Source organism: Bradyrhizobium sp. ISRA442 (assembly GCF_038085055.1).
Lineage (GTDB): Bacteria > Pseudomonadota > Alphaproteobacteria > Rhizobiales > Xanthobacteraceae > Bradyrhizobium.
Genome location: NZ_JALGCN010000014.1, coordinates 51,931 through 73,518 on the forward strand (window position 1 = coordinate 51,931; position 21,588 = coordinate 73,518).

Sequence of the window (21,588 nt, forward strand, 5' to 3'; positions counted from 1 at the left end):
CTGGTCTTACGCAGCCTTCTGGGCGCTCTTGGCGCGAATGCCGAGCAAATGGCTGATCGCGAACACGAGATCAGCACGGTTCATGGTGTAGAAATGGAAGGTGTCGACGCCGTGCTTGGCCAGCTTGTGCACCTGGCCGGCGGCGACCGTCGCGGCGACGAGCTTCCTTGTATCGGGATCATCGTCGAGGCCGTCGAATTTCTCCGCCAGCCAGTCCGGCACGCTCGTGCCGGCGCGGGTGACGAAATTGCGGGCCTGCTTGAAATTATGCATGGGCATGATGCCCGGCACGATCGGTATATCGATGCCGCGGGCGCGCACGCGATCGAGATAGCGGAAGTAGAGGTCGTTATCGAAGAAGACCTGCGTGATCGCGCGGGTCGCGCCCGCATCGACCTTGGCCTTCAGCGTGTCGATATCGGCATCGAAGTCGCGGGCTTCGGGATGCTTCTCGGGATAGGCGGATACCGAGACCTCGATGTCGGCGTGCCGCTTCTTGATGCCGGCGACGAGTTCGGCGGAGGTCTGGTAGCCGTCGGGATGGGTGGAGTAGGGTGTGCCGATGCCGCCGGGCGGATCGCCGCGCAGACCGACGATGTGCCGGACGCCGACCTCGTGGTAGCGGTCGACGATCTCATCGATCTCACCCCGCGAGGCGCCGACGCAGGTCAGATGCGCGGCCGGCAGCAGCGCGGTCTCCTTCAGGATGCGCGTGATGGTGGCGTGGGTGCGCTCGCGGGTCGAGCCGCCGGCGCCATAGGTCACCGAGACGAATTTCGGCTCGAGCGGCGCCAGGCGGTTGATGGTCGCCCAGAGATTGCGCTCCATCTCTTCGGTCTTGGGCGGAAAGAACTCGAAGGAGATCGCCGGACGCTTCGCGAGCTGCTCGTTTTGCCCGGTATCTTTTCCGTTGTCCTGGGCCGTCGTCGTCGGCTCGGTCATGGCCCCACTCACTCCAGATCTCTTCGCAACTGCGGCAGGTTTGGTTCGAAGCCCCTAACATAGGCCAAACCAGCCTCGCTCCATAGCCCATCGCTGGTGGGAAATGGCCCACTATCGCAGAATATGGCTGTACTTTCGTGCCATCTTCTGTCTTTGTGGGAAACCTTTTATTCGATAAATATGTTATATATCAGTATTATAAGTTTGATGCGGCTCGCCGAAAGCTTTGCAGATATCTGTGGGCAATGTGAAAGTATGATGATTATGACCGGCAGCGTCCCAACCAGCTTTCGGCCAAACCTTCGTCGCGTCGCGGCTGGCACACGCCAGCCCTGCTGCATCAGGCCATTGCCGCCTCCGCGCAGCGCACTACTTTCAACCGGCCATGATGCCGCTTTCCGTTCTCGACCTCTCCGTCGTCACCACGGGCACAAAACCTGCCGCAGCGCTGCGCAACAGCATTGATCTGGCGCGCCATGTCGATGGACTCGGTTATGCCCGTTACTGGCCCGCCGAGCACCACAACCTCGCCTCGGTGGCAAGCCCGGCCCCCGACGTGATGATCGGCCAGATCGCGGCGGTGACAAAACACATCCGCGTCGGCTCCGGCGGCGTGATGCTGCCCAACCATGCGCCGCTGGTGGTGGCCGAGCGCTTCAAGATGCTGGAGGCGCTGTTCCCCGGCCGCATCGACCTCGGCCTCGGCCGCGCCCCGGGCACCGATGGCGCCACCGCCTACGCGCTCAGAAGCCGGCTCGACCGCCGCGAGGGCGACGACTTCCTGGAGCGGCTGCACGAACTGATCCTGTGGGAGACCCGCGAATTCCCCTCGGGCCATCCCTACAACAATGTCGTCGCGATGCCGGACGACACCCGCCTGCCGCCGATCTGGCTGCTAGGCTCCAGCGACTATTCCTCGGAATTGGCCGCGCAGGTCGGCATGGGCTTCGCCTTCGCGCATCATTTCGCGTCGCACGATGCGATCGACGCGATGGTGCATTACCGCAATCGCTTTCAGCCTTCGGCCTGGCGCGCGACCCCGCACGCGATCCTCGCGGTCGCCGTCATCACCGCAGGCACCGATGAAGAAGCGGAAAAACTCGCTTCGTCGTTCGACCTCAACCGCTTGCGCCGCGACCGCGGTCAATATCTGCCGCTGCCGAGTGTCGAGGAGGCGCTGGCCTATCCCTATACCGACGCCGAGCGCGCCTCGATCGCCCGCAACCGGTCGCGCCTGTTCGTCGGCAATCCCGCCACCGTGCAGCACAAGCTGAAGCCGCTGATCGATGCCAGTAAGCCGGACGAGCTGATGGTCATCACCGCGGTGTACGACCACAGCGCGCGGAAGAAGTCGTATTCGCTGCTGGCCGAGGCGTTCGGGCTGGTGAAGCAGATGGTCTGAGTCGTCGTCCTGGACAAGCGCAGCGAAGCGGAGCGCAGATCCAGGATCCATAACCACAGGAAGTGGTTTGACGAAGACTGACAACCACCAGCTCGTGCCACAACCGCTCCCTGGGGTTGTGGGCCCTGGCCTTCGCCAGGGCGACAATTACTCCATCTGCTCGCTGAACGTCGCGCGGAACGGGTGCCCCGGATAAACTCCGACAATGCGGAATTCGCGCGAGAAGAATTTCAGCTCCTCCAGCGCAAAGGCGAGCCCCTTGTCGTCGGGATGGCCGTCGACGTCGGCATAAAACTGCGTGGCGAAGAAATTGCCGTCGACCATGTAGCTTTCGAGCTTGGTCATGTTGACGCCATTGGTGGCAAAGCCGCCGAGCGCCTTGTAGAGCGCGGCCGGCAGGTTGCGCACCCGAAAGACAAAAGTGGTGACCAGCGGGCCGGAGCCCTGGGCGGCCCATTTCGGCTCGCGCGCCAGCACCACGAAGCGGGTGGTGTTGTGCGCTTCGTCCTCGATGTCCTCGGCGAGGATGTCGAGACCGTAGATCTGCGCCGCTAGGCGCGAGGCGATCGCGGCGACCGTCTTGTCCTTGCGCTCGGAGATGTCGCGGGCGCTGCCGGCGGTGTCGGCAGCCACGATACCCCTGATGCCGAGCTTGCGGATGATGCGCCGGCATTGGCCGAGCGCATGGACGTGGCTCTCGACGCTCTTGATGTCCGAAAGCTTGGTCCCCTTCACCGCCATGAGCTGGTGCCGGACCGGCAGGAACCATTCGCCGATGATGAAGAGCCCGGAGGCCGGCAGGAGGTGATGGATGTCGGCGACGCGGCCCGCCACCGAATTCTCGATCGGGATCATGCCGAGATCGGCTTCCCCCGACGAGATCGCCGACAGCGCGTCCTCGAAGGTGGCGCAGGGCATCGGCTCGGCGTCGGGATAGGCCTCGACGATGGCGATGTGGGAATTGGCCCCGGGCTCGCCCTGGAATGCGATTTTCAGCTTGCTCATGATCGGTCTTCTAACAGCGGCTCAGGATTTGGAAAGGATGCTGCGGGCGGTTTCGAGGTCGGGCGGCGTGTCGACGCCGCGAGGCACGCTGTCGACGATGATGATGTCGATGCGCATGCCGGCTTCCACCGCCCGGAGCTGCTCCAGATTTTCCTGAACTTCCAGGGGGGAGCGTGGCAGCGAGACGTAGCGCTCTAGCGCTGCGCGGCGGTACGCATAGAGACCGATATGATGGTAACGCGGTCCGTCGCCGTAGGGGGCGGTGGCGCGGGTAAAATAGAGCGCCCGCAGCCGCCGCGGCCCGATCGGCGAGCCGATGGCCTTTACGACGCTCGGGGCGAGGTCTTCTTCCTCGGTGTGGATCTGTGAGGCCAGCGTCACGATGTCGACCACAGGGTCGTCAAAGGGCGGCAGCACCTCGCGGATGGTCTGCGGTGTGATGGTCGGGAAGTCGCCCTGGAGATTGATCACGATCTCGGCCTTGCCGTCCGGATCGAGCTTCTGCATGGCCTCGTGGATACGGTCGGAGCCGGAAGGGTGTGTGGGGCGGGTCATCACGGCCTCGCCGCCATGGGCGGTCACGACGGACGCGATCTCGTCCGTATCGGTTGCCACCGCGACCCGGCCGATGCCGGCGGCTTCGGCCCGCCGCAGCACATGCACGATCATCGGCAGTCCTGCGATATCGGCGAGCGGCTTGCCGGGCAGGCGGGTGGCCGCCATGCGGGCCGGGATCAGCACCAGGATGCGGGGATCGATCATCGGTTCAAGGGCCTGGAAACGGGGCGTTTTCCGCGCCGAGAAATGGGGTGGGGATGGGGTGAAAGCGGGGCCGTTTATACGGGTTGCCAGACCCCGGGCAAACCGATATCTCAATCGGAAACTCGGGGGGATAAAAAGGAACGATTGATTCTCCCGAGGCTCGTCCTGGCGGCCGTTGGGGCCGCCGTGTCATTCTTGCGGTGTGGGGCCTGGCCGGAAATGGACTCCTTCGAACTCAATAAGATCCTCGGTGCTGTGCTCGGCACCTGTCTCATTCTGCTGGTGACGAGCTTCGCCGCCCAGGCGCTGTTTTCGCCCAAGATGCCGGAAAAGCCGGGCTTTGAGATCGCCGTGAAGGAAGAGGCCGGCGACAAGGGTGGCGCCGCTGCCGCTGCGGCACCGTCCGAGCCGATCGAAAAGCTGCTTCAGACCGCCTCCGTCGAGAAGGGCGCGGCCGCCGCCAAGAAGTGCGCCGCCTGCCATACCTTCGAGAAGGGCGGCCCGAACCGGGTTGGTCCGAATCTCTACGGCATCGTTGACGACCACCGGGGCGAGGGCCGCAACGGCTTCAACTTCTCTGCCGCGATGAAGGCCAAGGGTGGCACCTGGACCATCGACGAGCTGAACAAGTTCATCGCCAATCCGAAGGCCGACATCCCTGGCACCGCGATGGGCTTCGCCGGCATCCCGAAGGACAGCGAGCGCGCCGACGTCATCGCCTATCTCAACAGCCTCTCCGACAACCCGAAGCCGCTGCCGACCGCCTCGAAGTAAGGCTTCTCGGCACCGATCTTGGATATGCGGCCAGGCTTAAAGCCTGGCCGTTTCCATATTGGGGGGTGTAGGGCGGTGTTATCGGGGCGTTTCGCCGCAGGGGGCGGCCCGGGCGACCTTCCAAGATGAGGAAAAAGCAACATATTCGGTCGAAACCTTGCCGTATATTGGGACCTTAAAGAAGGACCCTCCTTCAAGACAGGGATGTTGATTTGGCCATTACCCGACGCGACCTTTTGCTCACCAGCGCCGCGGCTGCGGCGATTCCCGCTCTCGGTTCCGTCGCGGGTGTTCCCGTCATCGGGCCGGCCGAGGCGCAATCGGCTGGTGAATTGTCTTCAGGTGAGCTCCCTTGGCGCCATGCGCTGTCGCTGTTCGGTGACATCAAGTACCCCGCCGATTTCAAGCGCTTCGACTATGTCAATCCCGATGCGCCCAAGGGCGGCATCGCCCGCCTGATCTCGCTCGGTACGTTCGACAATTTCAACATTGCGGTTGCCGGCATCAAAGGCTCGCTCGCGCCGGCCGCGGCGCTGATCTACGAAACCCTGATGACCCGTGCCCAGGATGAGGTCGGCACCGAATATGGCGAACTGGCCGAGGCCGCGCAGCATCCGGACGATTTTTCCTGGGTGACCTACCGCCTGCGGAAAGAGGCCCGCTGGCATGACGGCAAGCCGGTGACGCCGGAGGACGTGATCTTCTCGCTGGAGACGCTGAAGAAGCAGTCGCCGATGTATGCGTCCTACTACCGTCACGTCGTGAAGGCTGAGAAGACCGGCGAGCGCGAGGTCAAGTTCACCTTCGACGCGCCAGGCAATCGCGAATTGCCGACCATCGTGGGCGAACTCACCGTGCTGCCGAAGCACTGGTGGGAGGGCGCCGACGCCCAGGGGCGCAAGCGCGACATCAGCGCGACCACGCTGGAGCCGCCGCTCGGCTCGGGCGCCTATCGCATCAAGGAATTCGTCGCCGGACGTTCGATCAAGCTCGAACGCGTCAAGGACTATTGGGGCGCCAAAGTTCCGAGTCAGATCGGCACCAACAATTTCGACGAGCTGCGCTTCGAGTTCTTCCGCGACAACCTCGTCGCGCTGGAGGCGTTCAAGGCCGACCAGGCCGACTGGATCGCGGAAAACTCCGCCAAGCAGTGGGCGACCGCCTACGACTTCCCGGCGGTGGCCGAGAAGCGGGTGATCAAGGAAGAGTTTCCGATCAACGACTCCGGCCGCATGCAGGCGTTCGTCTTCAACATCCGGCGTCCCCAGTTCAAGGATGCGCGGCTGCGCCGGGCCTTCAACTACGCCTTCGACTTCGAGGAGATGAACAAGCAGCTCTTCTACGGGCAGTACACCCGTATCAAGAGCTATTTCGAAGGAACGGAGCTCGCTTCCTCCGGCCTGCCGGAGGGCGAGGAGCTGAAGATCCTGGAGACCGTGAAGGACAAGGTGCCGCCTGAGGTCTTCACCACGGCCTACCAGAACCCGGTCGGCGGCAATCCGGAAGCCGTGCGCGCAAACTTGCGCGAGGCGGCGAAACTCTTGAAGGAGGCCGGCTTCGAGGTCCGCGACCATAAGCTGGTCGACGCCTCCGGCAAGCCGCTCACGGTCGAGATCCTGGTGCAGGATCCTTCGTCGGAGCGCATCGCGCTGTTCTACAAGCCGTCGCTGGAACGCATCGGCGTTAGCGCCTCGATCCGCGTGGTGGACGACGCGCAGTACCAGAACCGGCTGCGCAGCTTCGACTTCGACATGATCATCGATCAGTGGGGCGAGTCGCTCTCGCCGGGCAATGAGCAGCGCGAGTTCTGGGGCTCGCAGGCGGCCGACATGCCAGGCGCGCGCAATACCATCGGCATCAAGAATCCCGCGGTCGATGCGCTGATCGAGAAGGTGATCTACGCCAAGAACCGTGGCGAGCTGGTCGCCGCGACCCGCGCGCTCGATCGCGTGCTGCTGTGGAACTTCTACCTCGTGCCGCAATTCACCTACGGCTTCTCGCGCTACGCCCGCTGGGATCGCTTCAGTCATGCCGATCCGCTGCCGAAATATGGCCGGTCCGGCTTGCCGACGCTGTGGTGGTACGATGCCGAGAAGGCCGCCCGCAACGGAAAACGCTCTTGAGGAAGCATTTGCGCATGGCGCAGCTTTCACGCCGGCATGTGCTGGCCCTAGGCGCAGGCGGCGCGCTCAGCGCTGCCTGGCTGCGCGGCGCGGCGGCGTCGGAGGCGCCCGCCGAGGTCCATGGCATCTCGGCGTTCGGCGATCTCAAATATCCCGCCGACTTCCACCACTTTGACTACGTCAATGTCGGCGCGCCGAAGGGCGGCACGTTTTCCCTCATCCCCTCGGTGCGCGCCTACAACCAGTCCTACCAGACCTTCAACTCGCTCAACGCGTTCATCCTGAAAGGCGACGGCGCGCAAGGCATGGACATGACGTTCGCGCCGCTGATGGTGCGAGCGAGTGACGAGCCGGACGCGATGTACGGGCTCGCCGCCAAGTCCGTGCAGATATCATCCGACAAGCTGGTCTATCGCTTCACCATGCGGCCCGAGGCGAAATTCCATGACGGGACGAAGCTGACTGCCCACGATGCGGCATTTTCGCTGACGGCGCTGAAGACCAAAGGCCATCCACTGATCATCGTGCAGATGCGCGACATGGTCAGCGCCGAAGCGCTCGATGATGCGACACTGGTTGTTACCTTTGCCAAGGGGCGCGCGCGTGATGTGCCGCTCTATGTCGCGAGCTTGCCGATCTTCTCGCAAGCGTACTATGCGTCTCGGACATTCGAGGAATCGACTCTGGATACTCCGCTTGGTTCGGGGCCGTACAAGGTTGGAAAGTTCGAGGTCAATCGCTACATCGAATTCGAGCGGGTGAAGGACTGGTGGGCTGCCGATCTGCCCGTTTGCCGGGGCAGCTACAATTTCGACGTCGTGCGCTATGAATTCTATCGCGATCGCGATGTCGCCTTCGAAGGCTTCACCGGTAAGAACTATCTCTACCGCGAGGAATTCACCTCTCGCATCTGGGCGACGCGCTACGACTTTCCTGCCGTGAAGGATGGTCGCGTCAAGCTCGAGGTCGTGCCTGACGACACGCCTTCTGGTGCGCAGGGCTGGTTCATCAACACGCGACGCGAGAAATTCAAGGACCCGCGCGTGCGCGAGGCCTTGATCAACGCTTTCGACTTCGAATGGACCAACAAGACCATCATGTACGGTGCCTACGCGCGCACCGTGTCGCCGTTCCAGAACTCGGATCTGATGGCGGGCAACGGACCTCCTTCACCGGAAGAGCTGAAGCTGCTGGAGCCGTTCCGTGGTCAGGTGCCGGACGAGGTCTTCGCCGCACCGTTTGCGCCTCCGGTTTCGGACGGCTCCGGGCAAGACCGCAGCCTGCTGCGCAAGGCGCGGCACCTGCTGAACGAAGCGGGAGTGCCCATCAAGGACGGCAAGCGGACGCTGCCGAATGGCGAGGTGTTCAGGATCGAGTTCTTGTTGGACGAGCCCTCCTTCCAGCCGCATCATGCGCCCTACATCAAGAACCTGGCGACGCTCGGCATCGAAGCGAGTGTGCGTCTCGTCGATGCCGTGCAATACAGGGCGCGCCAGGAAGATTTCGACTTCGACATGACGATCCAGCGTTTCAGCATGTCGGCGACGCCGGGCGATGCCATGCGCTCGTTCTTCTCTTCGCAGGTCGCGGCAACCAAGGGCTCGTACAACCTTGCCGGCATCGCCAGCCCGGCAATTGATGCCATGATCGAGAAGATCATCGCGGCCGAGAGTCGCGACGAATTGACCGTCGCCTGCCATGCTTTCGACCGTCTGTTCCGCGCCGGCCGCTACTGGGTGCCGCAATGGTATAACAAGACGCACCGGCTGGCCTATTGGGATCAGTTCGATCATCCGCAGAAGCTGCCGCGCTATGCGAACGGCGTCGGCGCTCCGGATATCTGGTGGCACGACTCAGCCAAGGCGGCCAAGCTCGATCAGGCGAAATCACAATGAGCGCCTATATCGCCCGCCGCATCCTCCTGATGATCCCGACGCTGCTCGGGATCCTGTTCGTGTCCTTCGTCGTCGTGCAATTCGCGCCGGGCGGTCCAGTCGAGCGCGTGATCGCACAGCTCTCCGGCGCCGATACCGGCGGCAGTTCGCGCATCTCGGGCGGCGGCGACTTCGCGCAGCGGGCTCCGGGACAGGTCGGCGCAGGTGGTGACGCCATCAACTCGAAATACCGCGGTGCGCAGGGGCTCGATCCCGATTTCATCAAGAAGCTCGAAGCGCAGTTCGGCTTCGACAAGCCCGCGCCGGAACGCTTCGCGCTGATGGTGTGGAATTTCGCCCGCTTCGATTTCGGCAAGAGCTATTTCCGCGACGTCAGTGTGATCCAGCTCATCAAGGAGAAGCTGCCGGTCTCGATCTCGCTCGGAATCTGGCTGACGCTGATCACCTACCTGATCTCGATTCCGCTCGGCATCCGCAAGGCGGTGAAGGACGGCACGCGCTTCGACACCTGGACGTCGGCTGCGATCATCATCGGCTTTGCCATCCCCGGCTTCCTGTTCGCGATCCTCCTGATCATCCTGTTCGCGGGCGGCTCGTTCTTCAACTGGTTCCCGCTGCGCGGCCTGACCTCGGACGGCTGGTCGCAGTTCCCCTGGTACTGGAAGATCATCGACTATTTCTGGCACCTGGTCCTGCCGCTGATCTCGATGGGTCTCAGCGCATTCGCGACCATGACGCTGCTCACCAAGAATTCGTTCCTGGACGAGATCCGCAAGCAATATGTCATGACTGCGCGCGCCAAGGGCTGCGGCGAGGGCCAGGTGCTCTACGGCCACATCTTCCGCAATGCGATGCTGATCGTGATCGCGGGCTTCCCGGGCGCGTTCATCCACGCCTTCTTCTCGGGCTCGCTCCTGATCGAGACCATCTTCTCGCTGGACGGACTCGGCCTGCTCAGTTTCGAGAGCGTGCTCAACCGCGATTATCCCGTCGTGTTCGGCACGCTCTACATCTTTTCGCTCGTCGGTCTTGTGGTCAATCTGGTCTCCGATCTGACCTATATGTGGATCGACCCGCGGATCGACTTCGAGGCGCGGGAGGTCTGATGACACTGACCGCGCCAACCCCGGTCGAGACCACGTCGAAATCGCCGTTCGGCGAAGCCGTGCCGATCACCCGCAAGTCGTTCGCGCCATCGCCGCTGAACAAGCGGCGCTGGCAGAACTTCAAGGCGAATCGGCGCGGCTACTGGTCGTTCTGGATCTTCATGGTCCTGTTCGTGGTGTCGCTGTTCGCCGAGCTGATCGCCAACGACCGGCCGTTCCTGATCAAGTATGACGGCCACCTCTACTGGCCGGCCTTCGTGACCTATTCGGAGACGACTTTCGGGGGCGATTTCGAGACTGCGGCCGACTACCGCGATCCCTATTTGCAGAAGCTGATCAAGGACAAGGGCGGCACCATCGTCTGGCCGCTGATCCGTTACTCCTACGACACCCACAATCTCGACCTGCCGACGCCCGCGCCGTCGCCGCCGACCTGGATGCTCACTGAGAAGCAGTGTCAGCCGGTCGTCGAGAAGAAAGGCCTGAAGAGCTGCCGCGATCTCGAATATAACTGGCTCGGCACCGACGATCAGGGCCGCGACGTGGTGGCGCGGCTGATCTACGGCTTCCGGATCTCGGTCCTGTTCGGCCTCTGTCTCACCATCGTATCGTCGATCATCGGCGTCGCAGCCGGCGGCATCCAGGGCTATTTCGGCGGCTGGATCGATCTCACCTTCCAGCGCTTCATCGAGATATGGACGGCGATCCCCTCGCTCTATCTGCTCCTGATCCTGTCCTCGGTGCTGGTGCCCGGGTTCTTCGTGCTGCTTGGAATCCTGCTGCTGTTCTCCTGGGTATCGCTGGTCGGCCTCGTGCGCGCGGAATTCCTGCGCGGGCGCAATTTCGAATACATCCAGGCCGCGCGCGCGCTCGGCGTATCGAACGCGGTGATCATGTTCCGGCATCTGTTGCCGAACGCGATGGTGGCGACCATGACGTTCCTGCCATTCATCGTGTCGTCCTCGGTGATGACGCTGACCGCGCTGGACTTCCTCGGTTTCGGCCTGCCGCCCGGATCGCCCTCGCTCGGTGAGCTCCTGTCGCAGGGCAAGTCCAACGTGCAGGCGCCGTGGCTCGGCTTCACCGGCTTCTTCTCGGTCGCGATCATGCTGTCGCTCTTGATCTTCATCGGCGAAGCCGTGCGCGACGCTTTCGATCCGCGCAAGACGTTCAGGTAGACCATGGACGCGATCAACCAGCCCCTGCTTGCCGTGCGCGACCTCTCGGTGGCCTTCCACCAGGGCGGCGCCACTACGCTTGCGGTCGACAAGGTCTCGTTCCAGATCAAGCGCGGCGAATGCGTGGCGCTGGTCGGCGAATCCGGATCCGGCAAATCGGTCAGCGCGCTCTCGATTCTGAAGCTGTTGCCCTATCCGAATGCCTCGCATCCCTCGGGCAGCATCCGCTTCAAGGGGAACGAGCTGATCGATCAGTCCGAGCGGCAGATGAGGGAGATTCGCGGCAGCGACATCTCGATCATCTTCCAGGAGCCGATGACCTCGCTCAACCCGCTGCACACGATCGAGGCGCAGATCGGCGAGATCATCCAGCTCCACAATCCGACCGGCAATGCGGAGGCGCGCCGCCGGACGGTGGAACTGCTGACGCAGGTCGGCATTCCCGACCCCGAAACCCGGCTCAAGAGCTATCCGCACCAGCTCTCCGGCGGCCAGCGCCAGCGCGTGATGATCGCGATGGCGCTCGCCAACGAGCCGGATCTTCTGATCGCGGACGAGCCGACCACGGCGCTCGACGTCACCGTGCAGGCGCAGATCCTGACGCTGCTCGCCGAGATACGCTCGCGGCTCGGCATGAGCCTGCTCTTCATCACCCACGATCTCGGCATCGTGCGCCGCATCGCCGACCATGTCTGCGTCATGAACGGCGGCAAGATCGTCGAGCAGGGACCGGTCGAGCAGGTCTTCAAGAGCCCGAAACATCCCTATACGCGCGACCTCTTGGCCGCGGAGCCGAAGCCCGACCCGGCGCCGCCGCAGCCGGGTGCGCCGGTGGTGATGTCGGCCAATGAGCTGAAGGTCTGGTTTCCGATCAAGCGCGGCTTGATGCGCAAGACGGTCGGCCACATCAAGGCGGTCGACGGCGTCAGCGTCGCCGTGCGCAAGGGCGAGACGCTCGGCGTCGTCGGCGAATCCGGCTCGGGCAAGACCACGCTGGGGCTGGCGCTGTTGCGGCTGATCTCCTCGAACGGCAGGATCGTGTTCTTAGGCGAGGACATCCAGGGTCTCCGCTTCAAGGAGATGCGTCCGTTCCGGCGCGACATGCAGATCGTGTTCCAGGATCCGTTCGGCTCGCTCAGCCCGCGTATGTCGATCGCCGACATCATCGGCGAAGGGCTGTCGGTGCATCAGCCCAAGCTGTCACGCGAGGAGCGCGAATCCCGCGTCGTCAAGGCGCTGGAGGATGTCGGGCTCAACCCGGAGACGCGCTTCCGCTATCCGCATGAATTCTCCGGCGGGCAGCGCCAGCGCATCAGCATCGCCCGTGCGATCGTGCTCGAGCCCGATTTCATCGTGCTGGACGAGCCGACCAGCGCGCTCGACATGCTGTTCCAGGCGCAGATGGTCGACCTCCTGCGCGAGCTTCAGCGCAAGCGCAATCTCACCTACATGTTCATCTCGCACGACTTACGCGTCGTCGCCTCGCTCGCGAGCCATCTCATCGTGATGCGCGGCGGCAAGGTGGTCGAGGAAGGCCAGGCGGCGGACCTCTTCAAGAACCCCAAAACCGACTACACCCGCGCGTTGTTTGCGGCTGCGTTCCGGCTGGAGACGGCCGGGGATGGATCGGTAGCGACGTAGTCTCCGTCATTTCCGGGAAATCGCATGTGGCCCTTTGGAGGCTGTCGGCGTGCTCGGTCTCATGGTTCGAGACGCGCCGTAAGTCGGCGCTCCTCACCATGAGGGGTCTGAGATCTCGCCGCGAAACAAGACCTCATTCTGAGGAGCCCGCCAAAAGCGGGCGTCTCGAAGGATGGGCCGCAAGGAAAGCCGCTACCAGGCGTTGAACCTTCCGCAGCATCATGGCCGGGCATAGCCGTCCCACTTGATATTCGGCTTACATTTTCCCTCCCGAAGGCTTATTCTCGCCGGTCAATCGCTGCCGCGCTCTCGGTGGATGGAGGGCAAGCCTGGGGAATGGTGCCATGCGCTATTTCTTCGAGGACTGTGTGTTGGACACCGATCGGCGCGAGTTGCGGCGCGGGCCCGCTGTTGTGCGGACGACGCCGCAGGTTCTCGACCTGCTCGAATTTTTGATCAGAAGCAGGGATCGCGTCGTCAGCAAGGATGATCTCATCAACGCGATTTGGAAGGGGCGCATCGTATCTGATGCGGCGCTGACGACCCGGCTGAACGCCGTCCGACGCGCGATCGGCGACTCCGGCGAGCAACAACGTCTCATCAAGACATTTCCACGAAAGGGCTTTCGTTTCGTGGGCGCTGTACACGATGAGGATCGGTGCTCGGGAAATGCGGTGGTCTCAGCCGCCCTCGCAGAACCGCCAAAGCTTGCCCGCACAGCCGGCAAGGCCGCGGCTTCGGTCCGAGATCTCTCTGAAAAAGGAGCTGGCAAGTGGCGATTCCGTGACTGGCTGGGTCACCTCAGAAGTCCTTTGAAGTTCGTCGGCGGAGCGCTGGCGTCGGTTGCCGCCATCGGCGCGATTGCCGGCGGCTTTGCCGGTTATTGGAATGTCTGGATGGCGATCCGTGCCGACGTCGTTCGGGAAGCTCAAAAGATCCAGGGACAACCGACGGCCAGGCCCGAGATCGCGCCTCGTCTCTCTCTCGTGGTGTTGCCCTTCGTCAACCTCAACAACGATCCGGAGCAGGACCGCTTTGCCGACGCCATCACGACAGATTTGACGACTGGTCTCGCGCGAATGCCCGCCACTTTCGTCATTGGACGCGAGACCGCCTTGACCTACAAGAACAAGCCGATTGATCTGAAGCAGCTCGGGACGGATCTCGGCATCCGCTGGGCTGTCCACGGCGCGGTGAGACGCAACGGAGACCAGGTCTGGATCAACGTATCGCTAACCGATCTTCAGACCACCCGCGACATCTGGTCGGATCGGTTCGACGGCGACCGAACAAATCTGGCCGTCTTGCAGGATAGCATCACGGCGCGGCTTCTCTGCGTTGCACACCTGCACCTCCGTCAATATGAAGAAGCCATCGAACAGTGTAGCCGCTCGTTAAATATCGGCGCGACCTTTCAAGCTTACATGAGTTGATCTCGGCTTACGGGTATGTGCACGCCCTAAAGCATGATCCGGAAAAGTGTGAAGCGACTTTGCGAAAAGATCATGCTCAAACAATAACCTAAAGAGCGATGACGATTCGTCCCGATCTCATCGCGCTTTAGAGCCGCTTGATCGCCGCGACCTCGCTGCCCGCCTGCTTGATCCGCGCGATGGCCGGCTCGATCGCCTCGATCACGGTCGCCATGTGATGCGCGTTGGCGTGAACCATGGTGCTGTCGTCGCGCACGATCGCGACATGGCCTTTCCAGAAGATCAGGTCGCCGCGTCGCAGTCTGTCCGCTTCGTGTGGCGCGAGCGCGCGGCCGAGGCCGGCCTGCTGCATGTCGCTGTCGCGTGGGCAGCCGATGCCTGCTGATGTCAGCGAGACCTGCACGAGACCGGAGCAATCGATGCCGAGGCTGCTCTTGCCGCCCCACAGATAGGGCGTGCCGACGAAACGCTCCGCGACCGCGACGAAATCCGGCTCGCGATGATCGAGTGCGGCAAGATGCGTCTTCGGCACATATGTCCCTTCACGCGTCACCGCGAAGTCGCCGTCCTCGCGTGCCACGGCAATCTTCGATCCCAGCACGAGCGTGTCCGCGGGCGGCAGCTTGATGGAGGGACCGGGAAAGGCGAACGTTCGCAGCGCGCTCACCAGGTGGGTCGGCGCGGTTCCGGGCCGCGCCAGCGCCGCATCCGGCAGCCAGCCGACATAGCCGTCGTCGGCAAGCTGGCCCCAGGCCCAGCCTTCTCCGTTGCGATCGTAGATCGTGACGCGCTCGCCGCGCAGCGCCTGTGTCATCAGCATCGCGTCCGATGACGGGCGTTCACGCATCGGCGCGATCGCCTCGATCACCTCGAATTCCTCGCCGCTGACGAAGCGATCGGCCTGGACCTTGCCTTCGAGATATTTGGCGGCGAGGTCGCCCCGCGCCGGCGTCAGCCGCGGATCATGCATAGCGCTGGCTCAGCAATGTGTAGAGGGCACGTGCGGCCTGGCATTCGCCGCCTTCCGGGCGCGCCGGCTTGGCCGACGGCGTCCAGCCGTAGATGTCGACATGCAGCCAGCTTTTGGCGTGCTCGACGAAGCGTTGCAGGAACAGCGCACAGGTGATCGAGCCGGCAAAGCTGCCAGACGGTGCGTTGGTGATGGTGGCCGTCTTGGAGTCCAGCCATGCATCGTAAGCCGGCCACAGCGGCATGCGCCATAACGGATCGTTCTCCTTCGCGGCGCAGCGCGCGACGTCGGCGGCGAGCGCCTCGTCATTGGTGTAGAACGGCGGCAGATCCGGCCCCAGGGCAACGCGCGCCGCGCCGGTCAGCGTGCCCAGATCGATCAGCAGATCCGGCTCCTCCTCGTCGGCCAGCGCCAGCGCGTCGGCGAGCACCAGGCGTCCTTCCGCGTCGGTGTTGCCGATCTCGACACTGATGCCCTTGCGCGAGGGGAAGATGTCGAGCGGACGGAAGGCGTTGCCGGAGACCGCATTCTCCACGGCCGGGATCAGCACGCGGAGCCGCACCTTCAGCTTCGCATCCATCACCATGCGCGCGAGCGCCAGCACGTTGGCGGCGCCACCCATGTCCTTTTTCATGATCAGCATGCCGCTCGACGGTTTCAGGTCGAGCCCGCCGGTATCGAAGCAAACGCCCTTGCCGACCAGCGTCACCTTGGGATGTCCAGGATTGCCCCAGCCGATGTCGATCAGCCGCGGTGCGCGGCCCGAGGCCATGCCGACCGCATGGATCAGCGGAAAATTTTTCGCCTTCAGATCCTCGCCGACAGTGCAGGCAAAGCTGGCCCCGAACTCGGCCGCGAGCGCTTGCGCGGCAGCGGCCAGTTCTTCCGGCCCCATGTCATTGGCCGGCGTGTTGATGAGGTCGCGCGCCAGCATCGCGGCATCGGCGACCCGGTCGATCTCAACCGCGTCGACGCCGTCCGGCGGCACCAGGCGCACGTCGGGCCGGTCCGTCTTGCGATAGCGGGCGAAGCGGTAGCTGCCGAGGGCGAAGGCCAGCGCCGCCAGCCGTGCGTCGTGCGGTGCATTGGCAAAGCGATAGCTGCCGGGCGGCAACAGGCCCGGCAAGGCACCCGGCCGGAACAGATCGCGCGATCGGGCGCCGTTGTCCTCAAGGCCGAACAGGACCTGCGCAATCGCGCCGTCCGGCGCGGGCAGCGCGAGATAGGTCCCCGGCTTGGCGGTAAAGGCGCTCGCGGTGGCGAACTGCCGTTGCGCCGGCGGCAGCGTCTCGCAAACCGCGTCCCAAGTCGACTTGGTGACGAAAGTGATCGGGATGGCGGTCGGGGACGTCTCGAAGACGGAGGGCATTGGCAGGTCCGGATCGTCAGATCAAAGAGGCAGTGTGGCGGCCAAGAGACTTCGCAGAGTTTCGCCGCGCCTGCAATCGGCTTTGCGAGCACCGCTCGGCAAGCCGCTACTCGCCTCCGGGGCGTCATGCTAGGTTCCGTGCACGGTCGCGGAACGGCGCGGAGATTGCCGGCGACCGAAGACCAGCAGTGCCGGGAGGAAATGCAATGGACGTCGTGTGGAGCATAGTCACATTCTTCGGCCACGCCATCGAAGCGATCTTTGGCTATGTCGAGCACCACCACTGGATCTTCGCGTTCCTGGCAGGCGGCTACGTCTTCTATCTTCACGATCGCTCCGTCCATGCGCGGTTCGACGCGCTCGACAAGCGCCTGGACGAGATCCGCAAGCGTCTCGCCATCGAATATTGATCGGAGCTCGGCCGTGTACCGATAAACTCGTTGGTGGCTACGTCAGCTTCGCCCCAATAGCGATCGGGCGCGCGGGGCCGCGCAATATGTCGCGAAGGGTCATGAGCTGACTTCCAAAATGAAAGAGGTCGCCAACTGAGGCGGCCTTAAGTCTTGTCGGTGTCGTCCGACGACCGCGCGATCAAGGCGCCACCCTCAGCAGAGTGAAAATTCGATGATCGCGGCTCTTGGTTTAGATTAGATGTCGCGCTGCCTTGTGGTCGCGGACGACCAGACCTGCCGCTATTGCGTCCTCATGAGCCCGTTCGCGTAATCGTTCTTCGGGTTGTACCCGGACTCACGTAGATTTCGGAGATACAAGGCATGGTCGCTGCTGCTGACACCACCGGGCGCCACGATTGGGGTCGCGGCTATGCTGGCATGTGCGTTCATCACGTTGCGATGATGAGTCCGCTGAGCGGCCAAAGCGACGGACGTAGAGAGAGTGAGGATAGCAAGACCGACGACAATGCTTCTGGTCATGGCAACAGCTCCTCTGTGTATCCGCCCCAGGAGCGCGTGCTTAAACTATAGCGTAACCTCAAACTCCTCCCATCACACATTTCCGCGATCCCTCGTGCATCGTGTGGTCATTCAGCTCCTGTCAAATCGCAAGTCTCCAATCGCAGCGGTTTGGGTCTGCTGTTCATTCGACAGCCGACCTGTCCATTGTCGCAGGCGGTTGACAGCGTAGAGCCCGATAACCGTCGTCGATCCGCAACCTACCAGCGAGAGAAATTAGGTTTGACCTTCTCGATCAACTCCGTCGACCGGTGCATCGCCTATCGCGTTCAGTAGCTTTGTGACGACAATCATCACCAGGATTCGGAAGGAGTCCTGACAGCACGCCGGGCCGATCGCTGCAAGACGATTTTCGGAGCGGTTTCAAAGTCGTTTGGGCCCCGTCCCGGTTTCGAGAGATGTTCGCTCAACATCTCAGGCCAATCACCTCGAACGCCTATGAAAGCGCAGACGCGTTCTTTCAGGCTTGGCCGCGCTTGATCACGGCTTCAGTCGCGCATGGCACTATACAGCGACTTTGAGCAGAATCAGACAAAGCATGGCCGTTTTAGGAAAGATCACGTGGTTCTACGCGCCTAGAACGCGGCGTGTACCGGACCAATACGGGCAGACAAGAAGCAACGGCCTCGTACCGGCCCACAGACAGCCGGCGCCGAGCGAGCGCATGGCCTCCCCCCAAAGCGAACAATGCACCGGCATGAGCAAGCCAATCTTGTCCGATGTTTCGAAGAATCTTTCGGCCGCATCTGAGGCGCGCGCGAGCAACGTTCCGATTGCCGACGGGCGTCGTGCCGATGCAGAGATGGCCCGCGTGCTCGGGACCGAACCATTTCGCATGGCGTTGGACGCCTCCGGTGCCGGGATCGCCCACTGGAAACATGAACCATTGCACGACGTCGTCGAGGCCATGAACCACCACGTCATCATGGCTTACAACGGCATGATACAGCGCATGGAGCGACGGTCGGGAAGATCAGTTACGAATGGAACGTTTCGTCCCGGAGTTGTGATCATCATTCCGGAAGGATCAAGCTCCCGATGGGATATTCCCAAGCCTGTTGATGTCGTCCAGCTCTATCTTCCTCACGCAACGCTGAAGCGCGTCGCCAACGAAGCCGACATCGCCACGCCGATCGATCTCATGGAGCGAACGGCGCATCCCGACCCCTTTACATCTCGATTGCTCTTGAGCGCAGCCGATGTCATAGACGGCAATGGGGCCCTGGATACGCTGTTCAGGCATCAGTTGACGGATCTCCTGGCCACGCGCCTCCTGGTTGCGCACGCCGGCTCGCCAACCACGTTCCAGCCGACCATCGGTGGGTTGTCGCCGAAAGTCCTGCTCCGTGCCATCGAACGGTTGCGCTCGGACAGCGATGCGGACGTCTCCCTCGATGCGCTGGCTTCCGATGCCGGCCTGTCGCGCTTCCATTTCTGCCGCGCCTTCAAGGAAAGCACCGGGCTTTCGCCCCATGCCTGGCTGCGCCAGTACCGGCTCGAGCAGGCCATGAACATGCTGCGTGACCCCGACGCATCCGTGGTCTCGGTCGCAGCGGCGCTTGGCTATGGCTCCCAGACTGCCTTCGCCGCCGCGTTCAAGCGCCTGACCGGCGAAACGCCGAGCAATTGGCGGCGACGATCGCGTTAACAGCAATCGCGCTGCAAACACCTCAATCGCTATGGGGCAGCGCGGACCCTGATTAGCTAAATCATCTTCATGACCACGCCTACTGCATGGAGATGAACAAATGGCCTGGATCGTCAGTCAGTTTGCAAAAGCCTCGCGGCGAAACGTGCTCGCGAGCGGGCTCACCTACGCGGCTTCCTTAACTGTTCGCTCCTCTTCGGCCGCCGGCAAAGAAACCAATGTTTCGACATCTGGCGCTCGAGGGACCAATCTCGTGACCTCCGTCACGACCAAGGATGGCGTGGAAATATTCTACAAAGACTGGGGACCGAAGTCCGCCCAACCAATCGTTTTTCACCACGGTTGGCCGCTGAGTTCCGACGACTGGGAGACCCAGATGCTCTTCTTCGTCGGCAAGGGCTACCGTGTCATCGCCCATGATCGCCGCGGTCACGGGCGCTCGAGCCAGCCAAGCGACGGCCATGATATGGATCACTACGCGGCTGATGCCGCAGCCGTCGTCGAGCATCTTGATCTTCGCAACACCATTCATGTCGGCCATTCCACTGGCGGCGGTGAAGCCGCGCGTTATGTTGCGCGTTACGGCAGGGATCGCGTAGCCAAACTGGTTCTCATCGGCGCCGTACCGCCATTGATGGTGAAGACGGAGGCCAATCCGGGCGGCTTGCCCATCGAAGTGTTCAATAACCTGCGCGCTCAGCTCGCAGCGAATCGTGCACAGTTCTATTTCGGTTTCGCGAGCGGCCCCTTCTACGGCTACAACCGACCGGGTACGGAGGCGTCGCAAGCGGTCATCTGGAACTGGTGGCGCCAGGGGATGATGGGCAGCGCCAAGGCGCACCATGACGGCATCAAGGCCTTCTCGGAAACGGACTTCACAGAGGATCTGAAGAACATCAACGTGCCCACGCTTGTGCTGCATGGCGGGGACGATCAGATCGTGCCCGTCGCAGACTCTGCCCCTCTTTCGGCGAAGCTTTTGAAGCGCAGCATCCTGAAGATCTACGACCTGCTGCCGCACGGCTTGTGCACGACGCATGCCAACATCATCAACGCCGAGCTTCTCTCGTTCATCTCGGCCTAGTCGTCTTCCGGCGGCCTTTTTGCGTTCGAGCATCCCAACCACAGGAGTAGATCATATGCGACTCGTCATCATCGGCGCCGGCTTCGCCGGTATGTACGCCGCCCTTTCCGCTGCCCGCCTGCGCGACATCAGAGGCGCTTCACCCGAAGAGCTCGAGATCGCGATGGTCGCGCCAGAGCCGACTCTGGTGGTCCGCCCACGGCTCTACGAAGCGAAGCCGGAGACCCTGACGGCACCTCTCCAAGATGTTCTTAGAGCCATCGATGTTGTCTACGTGCAAGGCAGCGCTGAGACGATCAACACCAAATCCCGCACGGTGGAGATCGTCACGGCCAAGGGCACCAAGAAGAGTCTTTCCTACGATCGAGTGGTTGTGGCGACCGGTAGCCGGCTTTTCCGTCCGAATATCCCTGGTCTCGCCGAGCATGGCTTCAGCGTTGACCAGCTCGATGACGCGATCGCCCTCGACCGGCATCTGCACAGTCTGGCCGATCGACCGGCAAGGAACGGGCGCGACACGGTCGTTGTGGCCGGCGGCGGCTTCACCGGCATCGAGACGGCCACCGAGATGCCGGCGCGGCTTCGCGCGATCCTCGGCAAGGAGGCCAAGACGCGCGTCATCGTCGTCGATCGGAACAGTGTGATCGCTCCCGACATGGGCGAGGGTCCGCGTCCGATCATTGAACAGGCAATGCGCAAGCTTGGTGTGGAGATCCGGCTTGGCGCTGGCGTCGCCGAACTGGACAAGTCCGGCGTCACGCTTTCGAACGGCGAACGCATCGAATGCGCGACCGTGATCTGGGCCGCCGGCATGCGCGCGGCTCCGTTGACCGCGCAGATCCCAGCCGAGCGCGACAATTTCGGCCGGCTGCTGGTCGACCGCGACCTACGCGTGTTGTCGGTGCCTGGCGTCTTCGCCACCGGCGATGCCGCCAGGGCAGCATGCGACGAGGTCGGCAATTACGCGCTGATGTCATGCCAGCACGCCACGCGGATGGGTGCCTTTGCCGGAAACAATGCCGCCGCCGAGCTCCTGGGTGTTCCGACCAAGCCCTACCACCAGAAGGCCTACGTCACCTGTCTCGATCTCGGCGAAGCAGGCGCGCTGTTCACCCGCGGCTGGGATCGCAAGGTGGAGATGGTCGGCGACGTCGCCAAGAAGACCAAGCAGGAGATCAACACCGTCTGGATCTATCCGCCGCGCGCCGAGCGTGCCGCCGCGCTGGCCTCGGCCGATCCGGAGCGCGTGACTGACCTCTAGGCGTCTCACACGACATCGGCCGCG

The 21,588-nt window shown here is 62.9% G+C and carries 17 protein-coding genes; 12 read left to right on the forward strand and 5 right to left on the reverse strand.

Going from position 1 to position 21,588, the window contains the following annotated elements; translation table 11 throughout:
- Positions 1-6 precede the first annotated feature (6 nt).
- Positions 7-942, reverse strand: a complete 936-nt coding sequence (gene metF, locus MTR72_RS26320) for a methylenetetrahydrofolate reductase [NAD(P)H] (RefSeq protein WP_280966861.1) — start codon at positions 940-942, stop codon at positions 7-9.
- 385 nt (positions 943-1,327) lie between these two features.
- On the opposite strand from metF, the gene MTR72_RS26325 reads away from it, so the two are divergent.
- Positions 1,328-2,344, forward strand: coding sequence for an LLM class flavin-dependent oxidoreductase (locus tag MTR72_RS26325; RefSeq protein ID WP_341511551.1), 1,017 nt, complete (start codon positions 1,328-1,330; stop codon positions 2,342-2,344).
- A gap of 147 nt (positions 2,345-2,491) precedes the next feature.
- Here the strand turns inward: MTR72_RS26325 and MTR72_RS26330 are convergent, their stop codons facing one another.
- Together MTR72_RS26330 and MTR72_RS26335 are read right to left on the reverse strand one after the other, a co-directional pair.
- The gene (locus MTR72_RS26330; protein WP_280966859.1) at positions 2,492-3,349 is read right to left on the reverse strand and encodes a prephenate dehydratase; all 858 of its coding nucleotides are present in this window, start codon (positions 3,347-3,349) and stop codon (positions 2,492-2,494) included.
- A 21-nt stretch (positions 3,350-3,370) separates the two neighbouring features.
- Positions 3,371-4,111, reverse strand: coding sequence for a 3-deoxy-manno-octulosonate cytidylyltransferase (locus tag MTR72_RS26335; RefSeq protein WP_280966858.1), 741 nt, complete (start codon positions 4,109-4,111; stop codon positions 3,371-3,373).
- Between the two features lie 219 nt (positions 4,112-4,330).
- On the opposite strand from MTR72_RS26335, the gene MTR72_RS26340 reads away from it, so the two are divergent.
- The 7 genes from MTR72_RS26340 (at position 4,331) to MTR72_RS26370 (ending at position 14,261) form a co-directional block, all read left to right on the forward strand.
- Positions 4,331-4,885, forward strand: a complete 555-nt coding sequence (locus tag MTR72_RS26340) for a c-type cytochrome (RefSeq protein WP_280966857.1) — start codon at positions 4,331-4,333, stop codon at positions 4,883-4,885.
- Between the two features lie 212 nt (positions 4,886-5,097).
- Positions 5,098-7,008 carry an extracellular solute-binding protein gene (locus MTR72_RS26345; protein WP_280966856.1) on the forward strand — a complete coding sequence of 637 codons (1,911 nt, stop codon included), beginning with the start codon at positions 5,098-5,100 and terminating at the stop codon, positions 7,006-7,008.
- A gap of 14 nt (positions 7,009-7,022) precedes the next feature.
- Positions 7,023-8,903 (forward strand): extracellular solute-binding protein, encoded by a 1,881-nt coding sequence (locus MTR72_RS26350; protein ID WP_341511552.1) that lies wholly within the window; start codon positions 7,023-7,025, stop codon positions 8,901-8,903.
- Positions 8,900-10,009, forward strand: a complete 1,110-nt coding sequence (locus tag MTR72_RS26355; protein ID WP_280966854.1) for a microcin C ABC transporter permease YejB — start codon at positions 8,900-8,902, stop codon at positions 10,007-10,009. Before MTR72_RS26350 ends, MTR72_RS26355 begins: the two co-directional genes overlap by 4 nt.
- Complete coding sequence (locus tag MTR72_RS26360) at positions 10,009-11,187, forward strand: ABC transporter permease (protein WP_280966853.1); 1,179 nt, start codon at positions 10,009-10,011, stop codon at positions 11,185-11,187. The genes MTR72_RS26355 and MTR72_RS26360 overlap by 1 nt, the downstream gene beginning before the upstream one ends.
- 3 nt (positions 11,188-11,190) lie before the next feature.
- Positions 11,191-12,828, forward strand: coding sequence for an ABC transporter ATP-binding protein (locus MTR72_RS26365; protein WP_280966852.1), 1,638 nt, complete (start codon positions 11,191-11,193; stop codon positions 12,826-12,828).
- A 344-nt stretch (positions 12,829-13,172) separates the two neighbouring features.
- Positions 13,173-14,261 (forward strand): winged helix-turn-helix domain-containing protein, encoded by a 1,089-nt coding sequence (locus tag MTR72_RS26370; RefSeq protein ID WP_280966851.1) that lies wholly within the window; start codon positions 13,173-13,175, stop codon positions 14,259-14,261.
- A gap of 127 nt (positions 14,262-14,388) precedes the next feature.
- Here the strand turns inward: MTR72_RS26370 and MTR72_RS26375 are convergent, their stop codons facing one another.
- Both MTR72_RS26375 and MTR72_RS26380 read right to left on the reverse strand, forming a co-directional pair.
- Positions 14,389-15,231 (reverse strand): C40 family peptidase, encoded by an 843-nt coding sequence (locus MTR72_RS26375; RefSeq protein ID WP_280966850.1) that lies wholly within the window; start codon positions 15,229-15,231, stop codon positions 14,389-14,391.
- Entirely contained in the window at positions 15,224-16,600 is a 1,377-nt protein-coding gene (locus MTR72_RS26380; RefSeq protein ID WP_280966849.1) for a leucyl aminopeptidase family protein, read from the reverse strand. Before MTR72_RS26380 ends, MTR72_RS26375 begins: the two co-directional genes overlap by 8 nt.
- A 206-nt stretch (positions 16,601-16,806) precedes the next feature.
- Here MTR72_RS26380 and MTR72_RS26385 point away from each other — a divergent pair, with 206 nt between their 5' ends.
- The 4 genes from MTR72_RS26385 to MTR72_RS26400 all read left to right on the forward strand — a co-directional run bounded on the left by MTR72_RS26385 (position 16,807) and on the right by MTR72_RS26400 (position 21,564).
- On the forward strand, positions 16,807-17,010 hold the full coding sequence (locus tag MTR72_RS26385) for a hypothetical protein (RefSeq protein WP_280966848.1): 204 nt from the start codon (positions 16,807-16,809) through the stop codon (positions 17,008-17,010).
- A gap of 1,258 nt (positions 17,011-18,268) precedes the next feature.
- The gene (locus MTR72_RS26390) at positions 18,269-19,219 is read left to right on the forward strand and encodes a helix-turn-helix domain-containing protein (RefSeq protein WP_280971137.1); all 951 of its coding nucleotides are present in this window, start codon (positions 18,269-18,271) and stop codon (positions 19,217-19,219) included.
- Between the two features lie 253 nt (positions 19,220-19,472).
- A complete protein-coding gene (locus MTR72_RS26395) occupies positions 19,473-20,303 on the forward strand; it encodes an alpha/beta fold hydrolase (protein ID WP_280971136.1) in 831 nt (276 codons plus the stop codon).
- 55 nt (positions 20,304-20,358) lie between these two features.
- Complete coding sequence (locus MTR72_RS26400; protein ID WP_280966847.1) at positions 20,359-21,564, forward strand: NAD(P)/FAD-dependent oxidoreductase; 1,206 nt, start codon at positions 20,359-20,361, stop codon at positions 21,562-21,564.
- Positions 21,565-21,588 lie beyond the last annotated feature (24 nt).

Coding starts and splice junctions, on each gene's coding strand:
- MTR72_RS26355 (WP_280966854.1), top strand. CDS start 8,900: ATGAGCGCCTATATCGCCCGCCGCATCCTCCTGATGATCCCGACGCTG.
- MTR72_RS26350 (WP_341511552.1), top strand. CDS start 7,023: ATGGCGCAGCTTTCACGCCGGCATGTGCTGGCCCTAGGCGCAGGCGGC.
- MTR72_RS26340 (WP_280966857.1), top strand. CDS start 4,331: ATGGACTCCTTCGAACTCAATAAGATCCTCGGTGCTGTGCTCGGCACC.
- MTR72_RS26325 (WP_341511551.1), top strand. CDS start 1,328: ATGATGCCGCTTTCCGTTCTCGACCTCTCCGTCGTCACCACGGGCACA.
- MTR72_RS26365 (WP_280966852.1), top strand. CDS start 11,191: ATGGACGCGATCAACCAGCCCCTGCTTGCCGTGCGCGACCTCTCGGTG.
- MTR72_RS26360 (WP_280966853.1), top strand. CDS start 10,009: ATGACACTGACCGCGCCAACCCCGGTCGAGACCACGTCGAAATCGCCG.
- MTR72_RS26400 (WP_280966847.1), top strand. CDS start 20,359: ATGCGACTCGTCATCATCGGCGCCGGCTTCGCCGGTATGTACGCCGCC.
- MTR72_RS26330 (WP_280966859.1), bottom strand. CDS start 3,349: ATGAGCAAGCTGAAAATCGCATTCCAGGGCGAGCCCGGGGCCAATTCC.
- MTR72_RS26335 (WP_280966858.1), bottom strand. CDS start 4,111: ATGATCGATCCCCGCATCCTGGTGCTGATCCCGGCCCGCATGGCGGCC.
- MTR72_RS26385 (WP_280966848.1), top strand. CDS start 16,807: ATGGACGTCGTGTGGAGCATAGTCACATTCTTCGGCCACGCCATCGAA.
- MTR72_RS26370 (WP_280966851.1), top strand. CDS start 13,173: ATGCGCTATTTCTTCGAGGACTGTGTGTTGGACACCGATCGGCGCGAG.
- MTR72_RS26390 (WP_280971137.1), top strand. CDS start 18,269: ATGAGCAAGCCAATCTTGTCCGATGTTTCGAAGAATCTTTCGGCCGCA.
- metF (WP_280966861.1), bottom strand. CDS start 942: ATGACCGAGCCGACGACGACGGCCCAGGACAACGGAAAAGATACCGGG.
- MTR72_RS26375 (WP_280966850.1), bottom strand. CDS start 15,231: ATGCATGATCCGCGGCTGACGCCGGCGCGGGGCGACCTCGCCGCCAAA.
- MTR72_RS26380 (WP_280966849.1), bottom strand. CDS start 16,600: ATGCCCTCCGTCTTCGAGACGTCCCCGACCGCCATCCCGATCACTTTC.